The following is a 16,634-nucleotide window of genomic DNA, read 5'->3' as shown; positions in this document are numbered from 1 at the left end:
CCTGATGAGAGAACTCAGCCTCGACCAGTTGCGCACCCTGGTCACCATCGTCGACCTCGGCACTTTTTCCGCTGCCGCCAATGCGCTGCACCTGGCCCAGCCCACGATCAGCCTGCATGTCAGCGACCTCGAAGAGCGTCTGGGCAGCGCCCTGCTCATGCGCGGCAGCCGCCGCGTACAGGCCACGGCGCTGGGCGCGCTGGTGATCGACCGGGCCCGGCGCCTGTTGCGCGATGCCGACGATCTGCTCGATGTCGCCAGGAAACACGTGGAAGGCAAGGTCGGCCGGGTACGGCTGGGGACGTCGACGGGCGTGGTCGTCAACCTGCTGCCCCGCGTACTGCGCCAGCTGGAAAACAGCTACCCCGGCATCGATGTGGAGGTCAATATCATGGGCTCCAACGAAACCATGGCACGCCTGCAGGAAGGCACGCTCGACATCGGCCTGGTCGCCATCCCCATCACGGCCTCCAAGGACATTCAGATCACGCACTGGCGCAGCGACCGCATGATGGCTTTCCTGCCGGCCACCTGGAAATCGCCCGCCGCCATCAAACCGGGCTGGCTGATGGACAAGCCCATGATCTTCAACGATGCCACCACCCAGATGTACCGGCTCACCATGGCCTGGTTTGCCGAGGCCGGGGAAAACCCGCGCGCGCGCATCGAACTGAACTACAACGAAGCCATGAAAAGCCTGGTCTCCGCCGGCTACGGCGCAGCCATCCTGCCGCTGGAGCAACCCCTGGCCGCCGAACTGGAGCGCCACAAGGACATCCGCATCGTGCCGCTGGCGCCGGTGCTCAAGCGCCACATCGGCGTGGCCCATCGCGCCCTGCCCAACCTGGACAAGGCCACCGTGAACGTGCTGGAGACCATCCGCCAGTTCCAGCAAGCCTGACCGGGCGGGTAGACCGCAGGACCGTGCATTAAACACAGCTTAATGCTCGATTCACCGAGCATTAAGCACGGCGCAATCCTGATCTCCTATAGTCGAGGCTCATCGACCTACCCTCTTCAGGAGTTCCCCATGAGCCTGGCCACCCTGCCCACACCCGCCGCCTTGATCGACATCTCCCGCATGGAGCGCAACATCGCCCGCATGCAACAGCGCATGGAGGCGCTGGGCGTGCGCTTCCGTCCGCACGTCAAGACCACCAAGTGCCAGCAGGTGGTGCAGGCGCAACTGCAGGCCGGCGCGCGCGGCATCACCGTCTCCACCCTCAAGGAAGCCGAACAGTTCTTTGCTGCCGGCATCACCGATATCGTCTACGCCGTCGGCATGGCCCCCACCAAGCTGGGCCAGGCGCTGGCGCTGCGCCGCCAGGGCTGCGATCTCAAGATCGTGGCCGACAGCGTGGTCTGTGCCGAGGCCATCGTGGCCTTCGGCCAGGCGCAAGAGGAATGTTTTGAAGTCTGGATTGAAATCGACGTGGATGGCCACCGCTCCGGCATCGCCCCGGAAGACGCCACCCTGCTGGCCGTGGGCAAGGTACTCCATGCAGGCGGCATGCGCATCGGCGGCGTGATCGCCCATGCGGGTTCCAGCTATGACTACGACAACAACGCCGCCCTCATCGCCGTGGCCGAACAGGAACGCGCAGGCTGCGTGCGCGCCGCCGAACGTTTGCGCGCAGCCGGCCTGCCCTGCGACGTGGTCAGCATCGGCTCCACCCCGACCGCGCTGCGCGCCGAACACCTGCAGGGCGTGACCGAAGTGCGCGCCGGTGTCTATGCCATGTTCGACCTGGTGATGCACAACGTGGGCGTCAACACCATGGACGAGATTGCCCTGAGCGTGCTGACCACCGTGATCGGGCACCAGCCCGAAAAAGGCTGGGCCATCGTCGATGCAGGATGGATGGCCATGAGCCGCGACCGCGGCACGCAAGGACGCAAGCACGACTTCGGCTACGGCCAGGTCTGCACGGAAGACGGCAAGGTGCTGGAGGGCTACCTCATGAGCGGTGCCAACCAGGAACACGGCATCCTCTCGCGCCAGGGCAGCCCGGATGCGCAAATCGCAGAGCACCTGCCCATCGGCACGCGCCTGCGCATCCTGCCCAATCACGCCTGTGCCACCGGTGCGCAGTACCAGGAATACCAGGCCATCGCCGCCGATGGCAGCGTGGCAATCTGGCCGCGTTTCAACGGCTGGTAAGCGCCCCGCCCTTGAGCCCGCTGCCAAACCAGGACTGCGCCAGCGCCACCCAGTAACGCACGCCTTCTTCGATGATGTCGTCGTTGAAGTCGTAATGCGGGTGGTGCAGCGAGTGCGAGGCACGGTCCTGCGGCGCATTGCCGATCAGGACATAGGTGCCGGGCCGCTCCTCCAGCATGAAACCGAAATCCTCGGAGGTCATGTTGGCGGGGATACCGGTGCGGATGCGTTCATCGCCGAAGGTCTGGCGAATCACCCGTTCGCAGAAGTCGGTCTCGGCCGGGGTGTTGATGGTGGCCGGGTAGTACTGGAAGAATTCCACCTCGACCTTGGCCCCATAGGCGTCGGCCAGCGCATGGCACATGCGGCGGATGTCTTCCTGCAGCTTCTGCTGCAAGGTGGAGGACAGCGTGCGGATGGTGCCGCGCAATTCGGCACGGTCCGGGATGACGTTGTCGGTATCGCCCGCATGGAACATGCAGACCGAAATGACGGCCGGGTCGACCGGGTCCTTGTGGCGCGCCGCGATGGTCTGGCACTGCAGGACCATGGAGCAGGCCAGCGGGATCGGGTCCAGCCCCAGGTGCGGCTGGGCCGCATGGGCGCCCTTGCCGGTGATGGTGATCTTCAGGCGCGAACCGGCAGCCATGATGGGACCGGTGCGCAAGCCGAACTGCCCGGCGGGCAAGCCGGGCCAGTTGTGCATGCCGAACACGGCTTCGGTCGGAAACTGTTCGAACAGGCCGTCATCGATCATCTTGCGTGCCCCCGCCCCGCCCTCTTCTCCCGGCTGAAAGACGAAGTGCACGCTGCCCGGCAAGGTCGGCTGCTGCTTGAGCACGCGCGCCGCGCCCAGCAGCATGACGGTGTGGCCATCATGGCCGCAGGCGTGCATGATGCCGTGGCTGCAGGAAGCATGTGCAAATTCATTGGCCTCGACGATGGGCAAGGCATCCAGGTCGGCGCGCAGTACGATCCCGCGTTGCGGATCGCTGCCCGGCAGGCTGGCCACCACGCCGGTGCCGCCCAGGCCGCGCGTGACGCTGTAGCCCAGTGTTTCCAGCTCCTGCACCACCACGTCGGCGGTGCGATGTTCCTCGAAACGCAGCTCGGGATGCGCGTGCAGGTCGCGGCGCAGGCCGGCCCAGTGGGCGCGGTGCTGGTGCAAGGAGTCGTGCGAAAGTTCAGTGTGTTCGGTGTGTTCCATGATGCTCATGTGTTCCTGCCGTCATGACGGCGGTGATGAAGGCGCTCAGGCGTAGTAGCCCAGGATCGATTTCACTTCCATGTATTCCTCCATGCCTTCCACGCCATACTCGCGCCCGTTGCCGGACTGCTTGTAGCCACCGAAAGGGGCCTGCGGGTCCCAGGCCGGATAGTTCAGGTGCACCTGGCCGGACTGGATGCGGGCGGCCACTGCGCGCACCTGGTCCTTGTCGCTGCCCTGCACGTGTGCACCCAGGCCATAGACGGTGTCGTTGGCGATGGCAATGGCTTCTTCCACGGTGTCATAGGGCAGGATGGCCAGCACCGGGCCGAAGATTTCTTCCTGGGCGATCACCATGTCGGTATGCACGTCGGAGAAGATCGTCGGCCGCGCATAGTAGCCCTGCTCCAGTCCTTCCGGGCGTCCGGCCCCGCCGGCCAGCAGGCGTGCACCATCCTGCATCCCGGCCTCGATCATCTGCTGCACCCGCAGGAATTGCGCGCGGTTGGCCAGCGGGCCGTGGGTCGTCGCCTCATCGGTGGGGTCGCCCACCTTCATCTGGGCCAGCGTTGCCAGCGCCAGTTCATGCACGCGATCCAGGGCTGCACGCGGCACGATCAGGCGCGTGGGGGCGCTGCAGGACTGGCCCATGTTGCGGAAAGCCGCCGCCACGCCGGGCGGGATGGCACGCGCCAGGTCCGCATCCGGCAACACCACATTGGGCGACTTGCCACCCAGCTCCTGGGCCACGCGCTTGACCGTGACGGCAGCGGCTTGCGCCACCAGCACGCCGGCGCGGGTGGAGCCGGTGATCGAAATCATGTCCACCTGCGGATGCGAAGACATGGCCGCACCGACCTCGGGGCCGCTGCCATTGACCAGGTTGAAGACGCCAGCCGGAATGCCCGCCTCATGCACGATCTCGGCAAACAGCAAGGCCGACAGCGGCGACAGTTCGCTCGGCTTCAACACCACGGTGCAACCGGCCGCCAGTGCCGGGCCGACCTTGGCGGTGATCTGGTAGATCGGCCAGTTCCAGGGCGTGATGAGGGCACACACGCCGATCGGCTCGCGCACGATGGCAGTAGTGCCGCGCGGGCGGATGAAGGGATAGTCCGCCAGGTTGTCCCGCGCCACGCGCAGGTGTTCGGCCGCCAGCGGCACGTGGGCGGTGCGGGCATAGGTGATGGGGGCGCCCATCTCCAGCGTCAGCGCCTGGGCGAACAGTTCGGTGCGTTCCACCAGCAGCGCGTGCACACGGCCCAGCAGCGCAGCGCGCTCCAGCGGCGAGGTCGCGGCCCAGGCGGCAAACGCCCGGCGCGCAGCCTGCACCGCCTGGTCTACATCGGCGGCGTTGCCCAGTGCGATCTCGCAGACACGTTCTTCCGTGGCAGGCGAGACCACGGCGGCCAGTCCGTCGCCTTGCGGGCGCTGCCATTGGCCATCGATGTAGAAGTGATCCAGGCGGCCGTTGCGCTTGAGGTGCGCCAGCGCAGAGACGGTGTCGGTGGAGGCGGTGCAGGTCATGTCGGGTTGTCCTTGTGTCCGGGTTGGTTGCGCGTGCGGCGCAGTGTCACAGCAGTGCCGTGGCCTCCACCTCGACCTGCAGGCCGAAGTGCAGCGCCGGGACCGGCACCACGGCGCGCGCCGGGCGGGCGCTGCCGGCCCAGCGTGCGTAGATCTCGTTGAAGGCTGGCCAGTGCGCCACGTCGGTGAGATAGATGCGGACCTGCAGCAGCTTGCCGATGTCGCTGCCGGCACCGGCCAGTGCGGCTTCCACATTGGCCAGCACCTGCAGTGCCTGCACCTCGAAACTGGCCTCGGTGAGCTTGTGTCCGCTCGCATCGATGGGCAACTGGCCCGAGATGAAGACCATGCCGTTGCCGATGGCGACGTGGCTGTAGTGGCCGCCCGGGGTGGCCAGGCCGGTCGGGTTGAGGGTGACGGGGGCGGTGTGTGCTGTGTTGTTCATGATGGGCATGGCTGAAGTGGAAGGAAGGACGGTCAGGATAACCGACGCATTTCCTGTGATGGACTGTAGCCAAAAGACCTTCAGCGATGTTTAATGTTCGTTCAATTCACCATTAAGAGATTTTTAATGCTGCAACTCGATGACATGCAACTGCTGCGTGCCCTGGGCTCGGCCAGCTCGCTGGCCGGTGCCGCCCGCCTGCTCGACCTGACGCCACCGGCAGTGACGGTGCGCCTGCAGCGCATCGAGGACCGCGTCGGCGTGCGCCTGGCCAATCGCGCCGCACGCGGCTTTGCGCTCACCGACGAAGGCCAGCGCCTGGTGCAGGAAGCCATGGACATCCTCGAACGCATCGAATCCATCACCGCCAGCGTCTCGCGTGAATCGGACCGCGGGGCCGGCGGCAACCTGGCCAACGTCAGCGGTTCGCTGCGCGTGGTCGCGCCCTTCGGCTTCGGGCGTCGCTACGTGGCGCCGCTCATCCGCGACCTGCACCGCAGCCATCCCAAACTGAGCATCTCGCTGCTGCTGGCCGAAAGTCCGCTGGCAGCCTCCACCGGCGCTGACGCCATCATTTCCATCGGGCGCGTCAAGGGTTCCTCCTGGGTCGGCCACTTCCTCGCGCCCAATGCGCGCTTCCTGTGTGCCGCGCCGGTGCTGGCCAAACGCATGCAGCGCATCAAGCATCCTTCCGACCTGGCCGAGTATCCCTACCTCAGCCTGCGCGAGAACGACGATGACCTCAGCCGCCTGCGCTTCACGCCCGTCGACAATGCCGGCCGCCGTACCGGCAAGGCGCTGACCGTCAAGCTCAATGGCGCGCTCTCTTCCAATGACGGCACCATCACGCGCGACTGGGCGCTCGATGGCGAAGGCTTCGTGGCGCGTTCCGAATGGGATTGCGCGCATCTGGTGGCCGATGGCAGCCTGAAGCGCGTGCTGCCCGGCTGGCAGCTCGATCCCGCTCCCATCATGGCGCTGCTGCCGGGCCGCCAGGGCCTGACGCTGCGCCAGCGCGTCTTCCTCGACGCCGCCAAGCGGGCTTTCCAGCCCGTGCCCTGGCGGCGCTGAACTGCTTCAGAAATCGGCCACCTTGCCCCAGGACGAATCCGAGAAACGATTGGGGTGATAGGGACGCGGATCGACGATGGGCTCCACACCACTGGCCAGGTCCGCGATCAGGTGGCCCGCCCCCGGCCCGATACCGAAGCCGTGACCGGAGAAACCGGCGGCCAGGATCAGGCCCGGTGTCTGCGGCAGCTCACCGATGCCCGGCACGCCATCGGGCGTGCTGTCCACATAACCGGCCCAGGTATGCGTGACTTTGGCCTGCGCCAGCTGCGGCAGCAACTCGACCGCACGGCGATGGGTGGCCCGGATCGAGACCGGATCGGCCGACGCATCCAGGATGCGCATGCGTTCCATGGGTGTGGGCGCATCCATGCGCCAGCGCGACAAGGTCTCGTGGCCGCTGCGCCAGGCTTCCAGCCCGCCCGGCGACAGGCTGCGCCAGCGCTTGGCGAACATCGGCAGGAACTGCGGGGAGAAGCGCAGGAATTGCATGGTCGGATCGACCCGCGCGCGGCCGCTGATGGCCAGCGCATAGGAGCCGTTGCTGCGGCGGGTGACGGCTACGCCCGAGGTGTAGAGTGCGCCCGGCAAAGGCTGCTCCATGGGCGCCACGCTCATGATGGATTGCCGCACGGATGCCTGCGGGAAGCGAATACCCAGTTGATGGCAGAACGATGAGGCCCATGCGCCACCGGCCATGACGGCCACCTTGGTCTTGATGACGCCGGCTTCGGTAATGACACCCGAGACGCGGCCACCTTCGGTTTCGATGCCGCGTGCGGCGCAATTCTGGATCACGTGGCCGCCCAGCTTCATGATGGCGCGCGCTACGGCCGGTGCCGCCTTGCCCGGGTCGGCCGTGCCGTCGGTGGGCGAGAAGACGCCGCCCTTCCACGCCCGCCCTGTGGCATGGCCGCGTTCGGCCGCCTGTTTGGAATCGAGCATGTAGGTGGTCACGCCGGCGGTCTTGGCGAAGTCGCCCCAGGCCGCCCAGCGGGCGATTTCTTCATCATCGTTGGAGAGATAGAGCAGGCCGCAACGCGTAAAACCGGTGTCTTCGCCAGTCTCGGCGGAGAACTGTTCCCACAGGTCGATGCTCTTGGTGGCCATCGGCAGCTCGCGGGCGTCGCGGTTCTGCTGGCGGCACCAGCCCCAGTTGCGGCTGGATTGCTCGGCACCGATGCGGCCCTTCTCGACCACCGCCACCGAGATGCCACGCTTGGCGAGGTAGTAGGCGGTGAAGATGCCGACGATGCCGCCACCGATGACGACCACATCGGCGGAGGCCGGCGGAATGGTGGGACTCTGGACCTGCACGAGTGGGGGCGACATCTTACTTTCCTCCCTCGGCGGCGACGGTCTGCACCACGTAGTACTTGGCCACGCGCTCACTGCTCTCCCAGCCGATGGCCGCACCCAGCGGCACGAAGACGGCGTCGCCCCGTTCCACCGACACCACGCTGCCATCGGGTTCGGCAAAGCGCACGCCGCCGTCGAGGATGTGCATGAATTCATTGACCGGATGGGCGCGCACGATGCGGTGGTAAGGAGTGGAATCCCAGGTACCGATCTTGCAGCCGATGGAGCTTTCATCGATCACGTTGTCGCTGCGGCAGGTGGGTACGTCGCCCAGCAGGATTTCCTTGGGTAGCGAATTGGCCGAGGGCTTGAAGTTGGTCTCGGCCACCAGCGGGAACACGCCCGGCTGCACCGGCTGCGGGCAGTCGGCCGCACAGAACACGGCCAGGGTCGGCTGCGTGGCGGTGATGCGCACGGCCGCACCGGTGGCAATGACCACGCCGTTGTCGGGCTTGATCACCAGCGGCGCGGCACCTTCGGCTTCGATACGCAGTTCGCCTTGCACCACCACCAGGGTTTCCTGATGCGGGAAGCGGGCGATGTCGAGGCTGCCTTCGAAGCGCAGGCGGCCTGCGCTCATGCCGCCGATGCCCTGCCAGGCAATCTCGCGCGAGGCGGCAAAGGGGTCGGAGGCGCCCAGTGCGCCCGGATGGAAGGGGGTGGATACGGGGGTGCCGGAGGCACGGTACAACACCAACGCTGCAGTCATTTCTTCTCCTGTTTCCTTGGGGATGGGCAGGATTGCGAGACCGACTCCACGGTGCTCTTGCGGTCCTGCCCGAATCTTTGTTGCATGGCCGGCGCTGCGGCCGGCGGCATGCCATCCATGACGATGCTACGAGCCGCGCCTGATCCTGTGATTAATGCTCAACGAATCCAGCATTAAATGCGGCTTAATGCTCGTGGCCTGCCTTGCCTGCCCGCCATGGCACGCGGCCAGGCAGGCGGCTGGGTGGGTCACCGGGTCAGACGGTGATGCCCTCCACCGGCACCAGCGGCATCTGCGACTGCTGCAGGTCGGCATCCGAACGGTGGCAAAGGATCTCGCCACCGTGTTCCATGTTGCGGCGGCGCGGCGGCACCACGTTGCACACGCCATCGATGCGCTGCGCACAGCGCGGCAGGAAGGCGCAGATCTCCGGCGACGGATCGACCGCGCCAATGGGCGGCAGCTTGTGCTGGCCGGCCCCGGCCACCTGTTCCAGCCAGCCTTGCTGCATGGCCGGCACCGACGACAGCAGCAGGTGCGAATACGGGTGATAGGGCGGCGCCATCATGGCTTCACGCGGGCGGTTGGCGACCATGCGACCGGCGTAGAGCACCACGATGTCGTCGCAAATGGCACGCACGGTGCTGATGTCGTGGCTGATGAACATGTAGGACACCTGCAGCTCGCGCCGCAGCTCGGCCAGCAGTTCCAGGATGGCGGCAGCCACCACGGTGTCCAACGCCGACGTCACTTCGTCGCACAGGATCAGGTCGGGCTTGGCGGCCAGGGCGCGGGCCAGGTTCACGCGCTGCTTCTGGCCGCCCGACAGTTCGGCGGGCAGGCGGTCGATGACGCTGGAAGGCAGCTTGACCAGGTCCAGCAGTTCGGCCGTGCGGCGGCGCATGGCCTCGCCCTTCAAGCCGTGATAGAAGGACAGCGGACGATTGAGGATGCGGCCGATGCTGTGCGCCGGGTTGAGCGCAGTATCGGCGTTCTGGAACACGATCTGCACGCGGCGGAATTGTTCGCGGGTGCGGCCTTCCAGCGTCGGTGACAGGTTCTGGCCATCGAGCTGGATGCTGCCGCGCGCCGGCGCGATCATGCCGGCCACGGCACGCGCCAGGGTGGTCTTGCCGGAACCGGATTCGCCGATGATGCCCACGGTGCTGCCACGCTGGATGGTGAGGTTGATGTCATCCAGGATGCGCACGCCCGGCAGGCCCAGCCGGTCCGGTGCGCCGTAACCGGCCACCAGGCCGCTGATGCGCAGCAGCGGCGCACGGGCTTCGGCCGGCACGCTCTCCGGCAGGATCTCGCGCAGTTGCACCACGCGCGCAGCCGGACAGGCGGCGGCAATCAGGTTTTGGGTATAAGTGTCGGACGGGGCATTGAGCACCTGGTCGGTGGTACCGACTTCGCGCACGGCACCGTCGCGCAGCACGATGATACGGTCGGCCATCTGCGCCACCACGGCCAGGTCGTGCGAAACGTAGACGGCGGTCGTGCCGATTTCCTTGACCACTTTCTTGAAGGCGCGCAGCACTTCGATCTGGGTGGTCACGTCCAGTGCAGTCGTGGGTTCGTCCAGGATCACCAGTTCCGGGTCGGTGATCAGGGCCATGGCCGCCATCACGCGCTGCAGCTGGCCACCGGAGACCTGGTGCGGATAACGCTCACCGATCTTGTCGGGGTTCGGCAGGGCCAGCGCACGGAACAGCTCGACCGCCTTGCGCATGGCGGCCGCCTTGTCCATCACGCCGTGCTGCAGGGCGCTTTCGATCACCTGGTCCATCAGGGTGCGGGCCGGATTGAAGGCTGCCGCCGCACTCTGAGCGATGTAGGCCACGTGGTGGCCGCGCATGGCCAGCAGCGCCTTCTCATCCATCTGGTCGATCTGGCGCTGGCCGATGCGCACCTGGCCACCGACGATCTGGCAACCGGAACGCGCATAGCCCAGCAGCGAGAGTGCAATGGTGGTCTTGCCGGAACCGGATTCACCGATCAGGGCCAGCACTTCACCGGGGGCCACGGTGAAATTGACGTTCTTGACGATCTCGACCTGGCTGCCGTCGTCCTTGCGGGCATTCACGCGCAGGCCCTGCACTTCCACCAGGGGCCGCACTGCCGCTGCACCCGCTGCAGCACCGGCACCGACGCCGCTTTCCTTGCCGAGGAAGATATCGAATTGCTTCACGGGCTTACTCCTTGGCAGCGCGCTTGCTGCGCAGGTTATCAATCAACAGGTTCACGCCGATGGTCAGCGAGGCAATCGCCAGGGCCGGCATGATCACCGCCAGGGCGCCTTCGCCCAGGCCGGAAATGTTTTCGCGCACCAGCGAACCCCAGTCCGCATCCGGCGGCTGCACGCCCAGCGAGAGAAAGCTCAGGCCCGACAGCAGCAGCACCACGTAGACGAAGCGCAGACCGAAATCGGCCAGCACCGGACGGATCATGTTGGGCAGCATTTCCACGGTCATGATGTACCACACGCCCTCGCCGCGAGCGCGCGCGGCCTGCACGTATTCCATGGCCTGCACGTTGACCGCCAGCGAACGGGCGATGCGGTAGGCACCGGGCATGTAGGTGATGGCAGCGGTGAGCACCAGCAGGAACATGGAAGAACCGAAAGTGGCCACCATCATCAGCGCGAACATCTTGCTGGGAATCGAGATCAGGGCATCGAGCGCACGGCTGATGACGGCATCGCGCCAGCCGCCCGAGAAGGCCGCGAACAAGGCGATGGCGGTACCCGAGAGGCTGGCCACCACGGTCGACAGCAAGGCCAGGCCGATGGTGGCGCGGGTGCCGAAGAGGATGCGGCTCAGCATGTCGCGGCCCAGGTAGTCGCTGCCCAGCAGGAACTTGTGGCTCATGCCGGAGAACACGTCGGTATCGACGATGGCGGTGGCGTCGTAGGGCGAGATGCTGGGGCCGAGGATGGCCATCAGGATCCAGAAGCCGACGATCACCATGCCGATCCAGGCCATGGTCGAATGGCGGCGCACGCGCTTGGCGGGTGCGGTGGCTGCGGCAGCGGGTGCGACAGGCGCGCCCGCTTCGGTGCCGGTGGAGTCGTGGAGGGCTTTCATCGGGTCTTCAACCTCGGATTGGAAACAATGGCCAGCACATCGGCGGTCAGCACCAGCAGCAGGTAGCCGGTGCAGAAGATCATGGAACAGGCTTGCACCAGCGGCATGTCGCGCGTGGTCACGGCATCGATCATGAGGGTGGCGATGCCGGGATAATTGAAAATGCTCTCGACGATGAGCACACCGCCCAGCAGGTAGGACAGGCTCAGCGCCACGGCATTGGCAATCGGGCCGATGGCATTGGGCAGGGCATGGCGCAGCACGATGCGGGTGCGTTTGACGCCTTTCAACAGCGCCATTTCGGCATAGGACGAACGCAATTGGTCGATCACGGCCGCGCGCGTCATGCGCGTCATCTGGGCCACGATCACGCAGCACAGGGTCAGCACCGGCATGGCATAAGCCTTGATGAAGGCACCCAGGGTGGCGGCATCGCTGGCATGCGACAGCGCCGACAGCCAGCGCAGCTTGACCGCGAAAATCATCACGGCCACCGTGGCCACCAGGAATTCCGGCACCGACACCATCGACACCGCACTGACGTTGACGGCACGGTCAAAGAAGGAGCCGCGATACATGGCCGAGAAGATGCCCAGGAACAGCGCCAGCGGCACCGACACCAGGGCCGTGACGGCCGCCAGCATCAGCGAGGCCGGCAGGCGGCCGCCGATCATCTGCGCCACCGGCACATTGTTGACCAGCGACATGCCGGGGTTGCCCGAGAGCAGGTTGCCCAGCCAGTGTGCATAGCGCAGCGGGGCCGGCAGGTCCAGGCCGTATTGCAGGCGCAGTGCGGCCACCGTCTCGGGCGTGGCGGCCTGGCCCAGTGCGGTCTGGGCGGCGTCGCCCGGCAACAGGTTGGTGATGAAGAACACGCCGGCCGAGACCAGCAGCAGCGTCAGCACCGCCTGCAGCAGGCGGCGCACGATCAGACGCAGGATCATTGCATTCATAGCTTTCCTCGGTAACGAGTGGCGGGGCCGGCCATCGAGATGGACCGGTCCCGCGCGACTTCCACTGACAGCGCAGGTCAGGCGTGAGACTTTCCCGGACTCACGCGTCCAGCCAGACGTACTCGGCACAGGTGTAGTTCATGAACGCCCCCAGCGGCACCGGATCGATGCCCTTGACCTTGGTGCTCATGCCTTCCAGGTTGATGATGAAGACCGGGATACCCAGGCCGCACTTCTCGTGGATCATGGTCTGCAGATCGGCATACATGGCTTTGCGCTTGGTGAAGTCGGTCTCGCCGCGCGCGGCCACCACCAGCTGGTCGAACTGCGGATTCTTCCAGCCCGATTCGTTCCACTGCGCATCCGACTTGAAGAACTGCGTGAGCAGGATGTCGGCGCTGGGGCGCGGGTTGATGTTGCCGAAACCGACCGGCACCTTCATCCACTGGTTGGACCAGTAGCCGTCGGCAGGCACGCGCTTCACGTCCAGCTTCAGGCCGATCTTGGCGGCGCTCTGCTGCATCAGCACGGCCATGTCCACCGAACCGGTGGCGGCCACCGAGGCCACGATGGGGATGGTGCTGCCCAGTACGCCGGCCTTCTCCAGGTGGAACTTGGCCTTCTCCGGATCGAAGGGGCGCTGCGGCAGGCCGGCGAAGTAGAAGCGGTTGGTCGGGTCGATCGGCTGGTCGTTGGCGGTCACGGCATAGCCACGGAAGGCGGCCATCTTGATCTGTTCGCGGTCCAGCAGGTACTTCATGCCCAGCGTGAAATCCATGCTGTTGCCCGGGGCTTGGTCCTGGCGGATGACCAGGTCGGTGTACTGGCCCGACTTGGTTTCCATGACGGTGTAGCCCGGCGTGCCCTTGACGCGGCCGGTGGAACGGGCGTTGACGTCGTTGATCCAGTGCACGTCGCCGGAGAGCAGCGCATTGACGCGGGCGGCTTCGTCGGGGATGCCGAACAATTCCACTTCGTCCAGGTAGGGCAGGCCGGTCTTCCAGTAATTTTCGTTGCGTACGCCGATGGTGCGCACGCCCGGGGTGAATTCCTTGAGCTTGAAGGCACCGGTCCCGTTGGGGGTGCTGAAGTTGGTGGTGCCGTCGCGGATGATGAGGAATTGCGCGGTCGCCAGGATCACCGGCAAGTCGGCGTTGGCGCTGGTGAGCTTGATCTGGACTTCGTTGGGGCCGGTGGCCTTGACCGATTCGAACTGGTCGGCCACGACCTTGACCTTGGAGGCGGTGGCCGGATCCTTGTGGCGCATGATCGAGTAGACCACGTCGGCCGGGGTGAAGGGCTTGCCGTCGTGGAAGACCACGCCCTTCCTCAGCTTGACGGTCCAGGTGATGGCGTCGGTGGTCAGCATTTCTTCGGCCAGCACCATCTGCGGTGCGAGCTTGCCATCGAGCTTGGTCAGGCCGTTGTAGAACATGTGCACCCGGGTGTAGTCGGTGGAGTGTGCGGTCTTGGCCGGGTCCAGGGTATCGGCAGTGGAGCTGGTCTGGGTGGCGATGCGCATCTTGCCGCCGCGCTTGCCGGTCTGCGCCATGGCGCTGCCGCTGGCCGTCAACAGGCCCGTGCCGCCGACCGTCATGAGGCTGCCGGCCAGCAGGGTGCGCATCATGTCGCGACGGGTGAAGCCGCCGGGGGCCTGGTCCAGCGCATCGCCGGTGATGATGGAACCCTCTTTGGGGTGATGTCCGTTTTCCTGCTTGCTCATGAAATGCCTCACGATAAAAGTTCAACCACGAAGACCACCGGCCTGCCCTGCCGTCTGCCTGTTGCAGATCCCTCGGGAGGGCACGCCGCCTGTTGGTCCGGCACACTCCTCGCAAGCTTGATACCAGCTCGGGAGCACACCGGGAAATACGCAAACTGCACGGGAGCCCTGCGGCTCCCTCACTGCTGACAAGCGCCTTACAGACCCAGTACGCCGGGCAGGCCGGAGATGTCCTTGATTTCGGTGTAGCCGTAATGCGGGGTCGAGGGTTCATGGCCGCGGGCCACGAAGACCTTGTTCTTGATGCCCATGTCGGAGGCCGGCATGAGGTCGTAACGCAGGCTGGAGGACACGTGCAGCACGTCTTCCGGATTGCAGTTCAGGTTGTCGAGCATGTATTCGAAGGCGCGCAGGCGCGGCTTGTAGGCTTGTGCCTGCTGGGCGGTGAAGACCTTGTGGAAGGGCGCGCCCAGTTGCTCGACGTTGTGCATGATCTGGCTGTCGTCGGCATTGGAGAAGATCACCAGCGGGAATTCCTTGGCCACCTTGGAGAGGCCCTCCGGCACGTCGGCGTGCGGGCCCCAGGTCGGCACGGCCTTGTAGAAGGCACCGGTTTCCTCGTCAGTGGTCTTGATGCCCCAGCGCGCGCAGGTGCGGGTGATGGCGTTCTTGCAGACCTGTTCGTAGGGCTTCCATTGATCCAGCACTTCATCGAGGCGGTAGGCCGCGAACTGGCGCAGGAAGAAGGGCATGTCTTCGGGCGAGACGCGATCGGCGTAAATCTTTTGTGCCGTTTCCGACATCTGGAAACGGGTCAGGGTGCCGTAGCAATCGAAGGTAATGAACTTGGGCTTGAAAATGCTCATGGAAAATCGTCCTGTCAAAAAAGGGGGCGCATCACCTGTTGGGCCTGCGCTGGAGGCTGCTTGCTTGCGGGATTGCGGTTGACTGCATGAGAAGGATTACAACATAGCGATACTTGCGATTTATTCCTTTTTGACCGGGCCGCGAAACAGAAATATGTGTTTTCTGCGGTCCAATCAGCATAGCTTGCCGAGCAGTGCAGCAATGCGAGCCGGGTGCGCTGCTTTGGGGCATTTTCACCACGCTGGTGCGGATCGTGTCCGCAGGCTGGCGCATGTCCGGGGCTGCATTTGCGCCAGCGATGCCTGCTGCACATCCGCTTGCGCACCGCGCTGGCCTGTCAAAGCAGAACCGGCGGGGGCTGCATCATGCTACTGCCGGTACCGCCCAATTTTGTGCCGAGAAGAGGGGGCAGATCGCCATAAGATTGCGAATTGGCAGGCCCGAAGGCTGCCGCGCTATGCCGCGCCGGGTGCATCATCGCTGGGGTAGCGTTGCGGACCCGGCCAGCGGGCGCGGCCCGCAGCGCGAGAAGACTGCAATACGAAAACCATTTATATGATTTTGCGGAACAGGGACCATTGAGCCCGGATCATCCGCATCGCCACCGTATCGACAAGGACACGCTGCATGACTACCCAAAGCACGCTGCCGGCCGGGCAGGCCGTACAGACCACCCTGCGCCCCATGCGCCCCGAGGACCTGGCCAGTTGCCACGCCATGAGCCTGCACCTCTACTGGCCGCACCGGTTGGCCGACTGGCAGTTCCATCACCAGGTCAGCAGCAGCTGGGCGGTGGAACTGGAAGAACCCGATGGCAAGCGCAGCGTGGCCGGCAGCGGCATGCTCTGCCCGCTGGGCGAGGACTATGCCTCGCTGGGCCTGGTCATCATCGCTGATGCGCTGCAGGGCCGTGGCCTGGGCCGCGCCATGATGCAGCGCCTGCTGCAGGATGCCGGCAAGCGCAACGTCATCCTCAATGCGACCGAGGCCGGACGCCCGCTCTATGAGAAGCTGGGCTTCGTGGTCACCGACACCCTGAGCCAGCACCAGAGCACCACCGCGCGGGCCACCCCGGTGCTGGCCGCAGGCGCGCGCATCCGCCCGCTGCGCAAGGACGAAGTGCCTTCCCTGCTGGCACTGGACCGCCAGGCCAGCGGCATGGACCGCAGCGCCCTGCTGGTGCCGCTGCTGGACACCTCTGAAGTGGCCGTGCTGGAACAGGCGGGCCAGGTCAAGGGCGTGGCTTATTTGCGCGAATTCGGCCGCGGCCGCGTGATCGGTCCCGTCATCGCCAGCCATGTAGAAGATGCGAAGACGCTCATCGCTTACTGGATCAACGCCTATCCCGGCGCTTATCTGCGCATCGACGTGCCCGGCCGCACCGGCCTCAAACCCTGGCTGGAGGAGATCGGCCTGACCTGCGTGGACAACGTGGTCAGCATGTGCCGTGGCACCCCGCCCGCGCCCGCCACGGCGTGGCGCACCTATTCCATGATCAACCAGGCGCTGGGCTGAACGGCCCG

General features: G+C 65.7%; 14 protein-coding genes. 4 read left to right on the top strand and 10 right to left on the bottom strand.

What is annotated here, in order from left to right:
* The first annotated feature begins 4 nt into the window (after positions 1-4).
* Together ACLRDN_RS05195 and ACLRDN_RS05190 are read left to right on the top strand one after the other, a co-directional pair.
* The gene (locus ACLRDN_RS05195; protein ID WP_413459260.1) at positions 5-901 is read left to right on the top strand and encodes a LysR family transcriptional regulator; all 897 of its coding nucleotides are present in this window, start codon (positions 5-7) and stop codon (positions 899-901) included.
* Between the two features lie 129 nt (positions 902-1,030).
* The gene (locus tag ACLRDN_RS05190; protein ID WP_413459259.1) at positions 1,031-2,161 is read left to right on the top strand and encodes a DSD1 family PLP-dependent enzyme; all 1,131 of its coding nucleotides are present in this window, start codon (positions 1,031-1,033) and stop codon (positions 2,159-2,161) included.
* On the opposite strand, the gene ACLRDN_RS05185 is transcribed toward ACLRDN_RS05190, so the two are convergent.
* The 3 genes from ACLRDN_RS05185 to ACLRDN_RS05175 are packed head-to-tail and all read right to left on the bottom strand — an operon-like array spanning position 2,148 to position 5,340.
* On the bottom strand, positions 2,148-3,377 hold the full coding sequence (locus ACLRDN_RS05185) for a M20 aminoacylase family protein (RefSeq protein ID WP_413459258.1): 1,230 nt from the start codon (positions 3,375-3,377) through the stop codon (positions 2,148-2,150). The two genes, ACLRDN_RS05190 and ACLRDN_RS05185, sit on opposite strands and share 14 nt — an antisense overlap.
* 36 nt (positions 3,378-3,413) lie before the next feature.
* A complete protein-coding gene (locus tag ACLRDN_RS05180; RefSeq protein WP_413459257.1) occupies positions 3,414-4,895 on the bottom strand; it encodes an aldehyde dehydrogenase family protein in 1,482 nt (493 codons plus the stop codon).
* Positions 4,896-4,941: 46 nt separating this feature from the next.
* On the bottom strand, positions 4,942-5,340 hold the full coding sequence (locus tag ACLRDN_RS05175; protein WP_413459256.1) for a RidA family protein: 399 nt from the start codon (positions 5,338-5,340) through the stop codon (positions 4,942-4,944).
* Positions 5,341-5,466: 126 nt separating this feature from the next.
* On the opposite strand from ACLRDN_RS05175, the gene ACLRDN_RS05170 reads away from it, so the two are divergent.
* A complete protein-coding gene (locus ACLRDN_RS05170; protein ID WP_413459255.1) occupies positions 5,467-6,411 on the top strand; it encodes a LysR family transcriptional regulator in 945 nt (314 codons plus the stop codon).
* 6 nt (positions 6,412-6,417) lie between these two features.
* On the opposite strand, the gene ACLRDN_RS05165 is transcribed toward ACLRDN_RS05170, so the two are convergent.
* From ACLRDN_RS05165 to ACLRDN_RS05135, 7 genes are all read right to left on the bottom strand, one after another.
* Positions 6,418-7,743, bottom strand: coding sequence for an NAD(P)/FAD-dependent oxidoreductase (locus ACLRDN_RS05165; protein ID WP_134137148.1), 1,326 nt, complete (start codon positions 7,741-7,743; stop codon positions 6,418-6,420).
* Between the two features lies 1 nt (position 7,744).
* Entirely contained in the window at positions 7,745-8,479 is a 735-nt protein-coding gene (locus tag ACLRDN_RS05160) for a cupin domain-containing protein (RefSeq protein ID WP_413459254.1), read from the bottom strand.
* Between the two features lie 256 nt (positions 8,480-8,735).
* Positions 8,736-10,673 carry an ABC transporter ATP-binding protein gene (locus ACLRDN_RS05155; RefSeq protein WP_413459253.1) on the bottom strand — a complete coding sequence of 646 codons (1,938 nt, stop codon included), beginning with the start codon at positions 10,671-10,673 and terminating at the stop codon, positions 8,736-8,738.
* A 4-nt stretch (positions 10,674-10,677) separates the two neighbouring features.
* Positions 10,678-11,568, bottom strand: a complete 891-nt coding sequence (locus tag ACLRDN_RS05150; RefSeq protein WP_121044138.1) for an ABC transporter permease — start codon at positions 11,566-11,568, stop codon at positions 10,678-10,680.
* Positions 11,565-12,521, bottom strand: coding sequence for an ABC transporter permease (locus ACLRDN_RS05145; protein ID WP_413459252.1), 957 nt, complete (start codon positions 12,519-12,521; stop codon positions 11,565-11,567). Before ACLRDN_RS05145 ends, ACLRDN_RS05150 begins: the two co-directional genes overlap by 4 nt.
* A gap of 100 nt (positions 12,522-12,621) precedes the next feature.
* Positions 12,622-14,244 carry an ABC transporter substrate-binding protein gene (locus tag ACLRDN_RS05140; RefSeq protein WP_413459251.1) on the bottom strand — a complete coding sequence of 541 codons (1,623 nt, stop codon included), beginning with the start codon at positions 14,242-14,244 and terminating at the stop codon, positions 12,622-12,624.
* A 197-nt stretch (positions 14,245-14,441) separates the two neighbouring features.
* Entirely contained in the window at positions 14,442-15,110 is a 669-nt protein-coding gene (locus ACLRDN_RS05135) for a haloacid dehalogenase type II (protein WP_413459250.1), read from the bottom strand.
* Between the two features lie 628 nt (positions 15,111-15,738).
* Here ACLRDN_RS05135 and ACLRDN_RS05130 point away from each other — a divergent pair.
* The gene (locus ACLRDN_RS05130) at positions 15,739-16,626 is read left to right on the top strand and encodes a GNAT family N-acetyltransferase (protein ID WP_413459249.1); all 888 of its coding nucleotides are present in this window, start codon (positions 15,739-15,741) and stop codon (positions 16,624-16,626) included.
* Positions 16,627-16,634 lie beyond the last annotated feature (8 nt).

Origin of the sequence: Herbaspirillum huttiense, from assembly GCF_047300815.1 — a bacterium.
Classification (GTDB): domain Bacteria; phylum Pseudomonadota; class Gammaproteobacteria; order Burkholderiales; family Burkholderiaceae_D; genus Herbaspirillum; species Herbaspirillum huttiense_A.
The sequence above is the reverse complement of the archived record's forward strand: the minus strand, read 5'-3'. Positions and strand labels throughout refer to the sequence as shown.

Bases quoted from the DNA above. Each gene is read 5' to 3' on its own strand.
- ACLRDN_RS05195 (WP_413459260.1), top strand. From the start codon at position 5: ATGAGAGAACTCAGCCTCGACCAGTTGCGCACCCTGGTCACCATCGTC.
- ACLRDN_RS05145 (WP_413459252.1), bottom strand. From the start codon at position 12,521: ATGAATGCAATGATCCTGCGTCTGATCGTGCGCCGCCTGCTGCAGGCG.
- ACLRDN_RS05150 (WP_121044138.1), bottom strand. From the start codon at position 11,568: ATGAAAGCCCTCCACGACTCCACCGGCACCGAAGCGGGCGCGCCTGTC.
- ACLRDN_RS05140 (WP_413459251.1), bottom strand. From the start codon at position 14,244: ATGAGCAAGCAGGAAAACGGACATCACCCCAAAGAGGGTTCCATCATC.
- ACLRDN_RS05190 (WP_413459259.1), top strand. From the start codon at position 1,031: ATGAGCCTGGCCACCCTGCCCACACCCGCCGCCTTGATCGACATCTCC.
- ACLRDN_RS05185 (WP_413459258.1), bottom strand. From the start codon at position 3,377: ATGAGCATCATGGAACACACCGAACACACTGAACTTTCGCACGACTCC.
- ACLRDN_RS05170 (WP_413459255.1), top strand. From the start codon at position 5,467: ATGCTGCAACTCGATGACATGCAACTGCTGCGTGCCCTGGGCTCGGCC.
- ACLRDN_RS05160 (WP_413459254.1), bottom strand. From the start codon at position 8,479: ATGACTGCAGCGTTGGTGTTGTACCGTGCCTCCGGCACCCCCGTATCC.
- ACLRDN_RS05165 (WP_134137148.1), bottom strand. From the start codon at position 7,743: ATGTCGCCCCCACTCGTGCAGGTCCAGAGTCCCACCATTCCGCCGGCC.
- ACLRDN_RS05175 (WP_413459256.1), bottom strand. From the start codon at position 5,340: ATGAACAACACAGCACACACCGCCCCCGTCACCCTCAACCCGACCGGC.
- ACLRDN_RS05180 (WP_413459257.1), bottom strand. From the start codon at position 4,895: ATGACCTGCACCGCCTCCACCGACACCGTCTCTGCGCTGGCGCACCTC.
- ACLRDN_RS05130 (WP_413459249.1), top strand. From the start codon at position 15,739: ATGACTACCCAAAGCACGCTGCCGGCCGGGCAGGCCGTACAGACCACC.
- ACLRDN_RS05135 (WP_413459250.1), bottom strand. From the start codon at position 15,110: ATGAGCATTTTCAAGCCCAAGTTCATTACCTTCGATTGCTACGGCACC.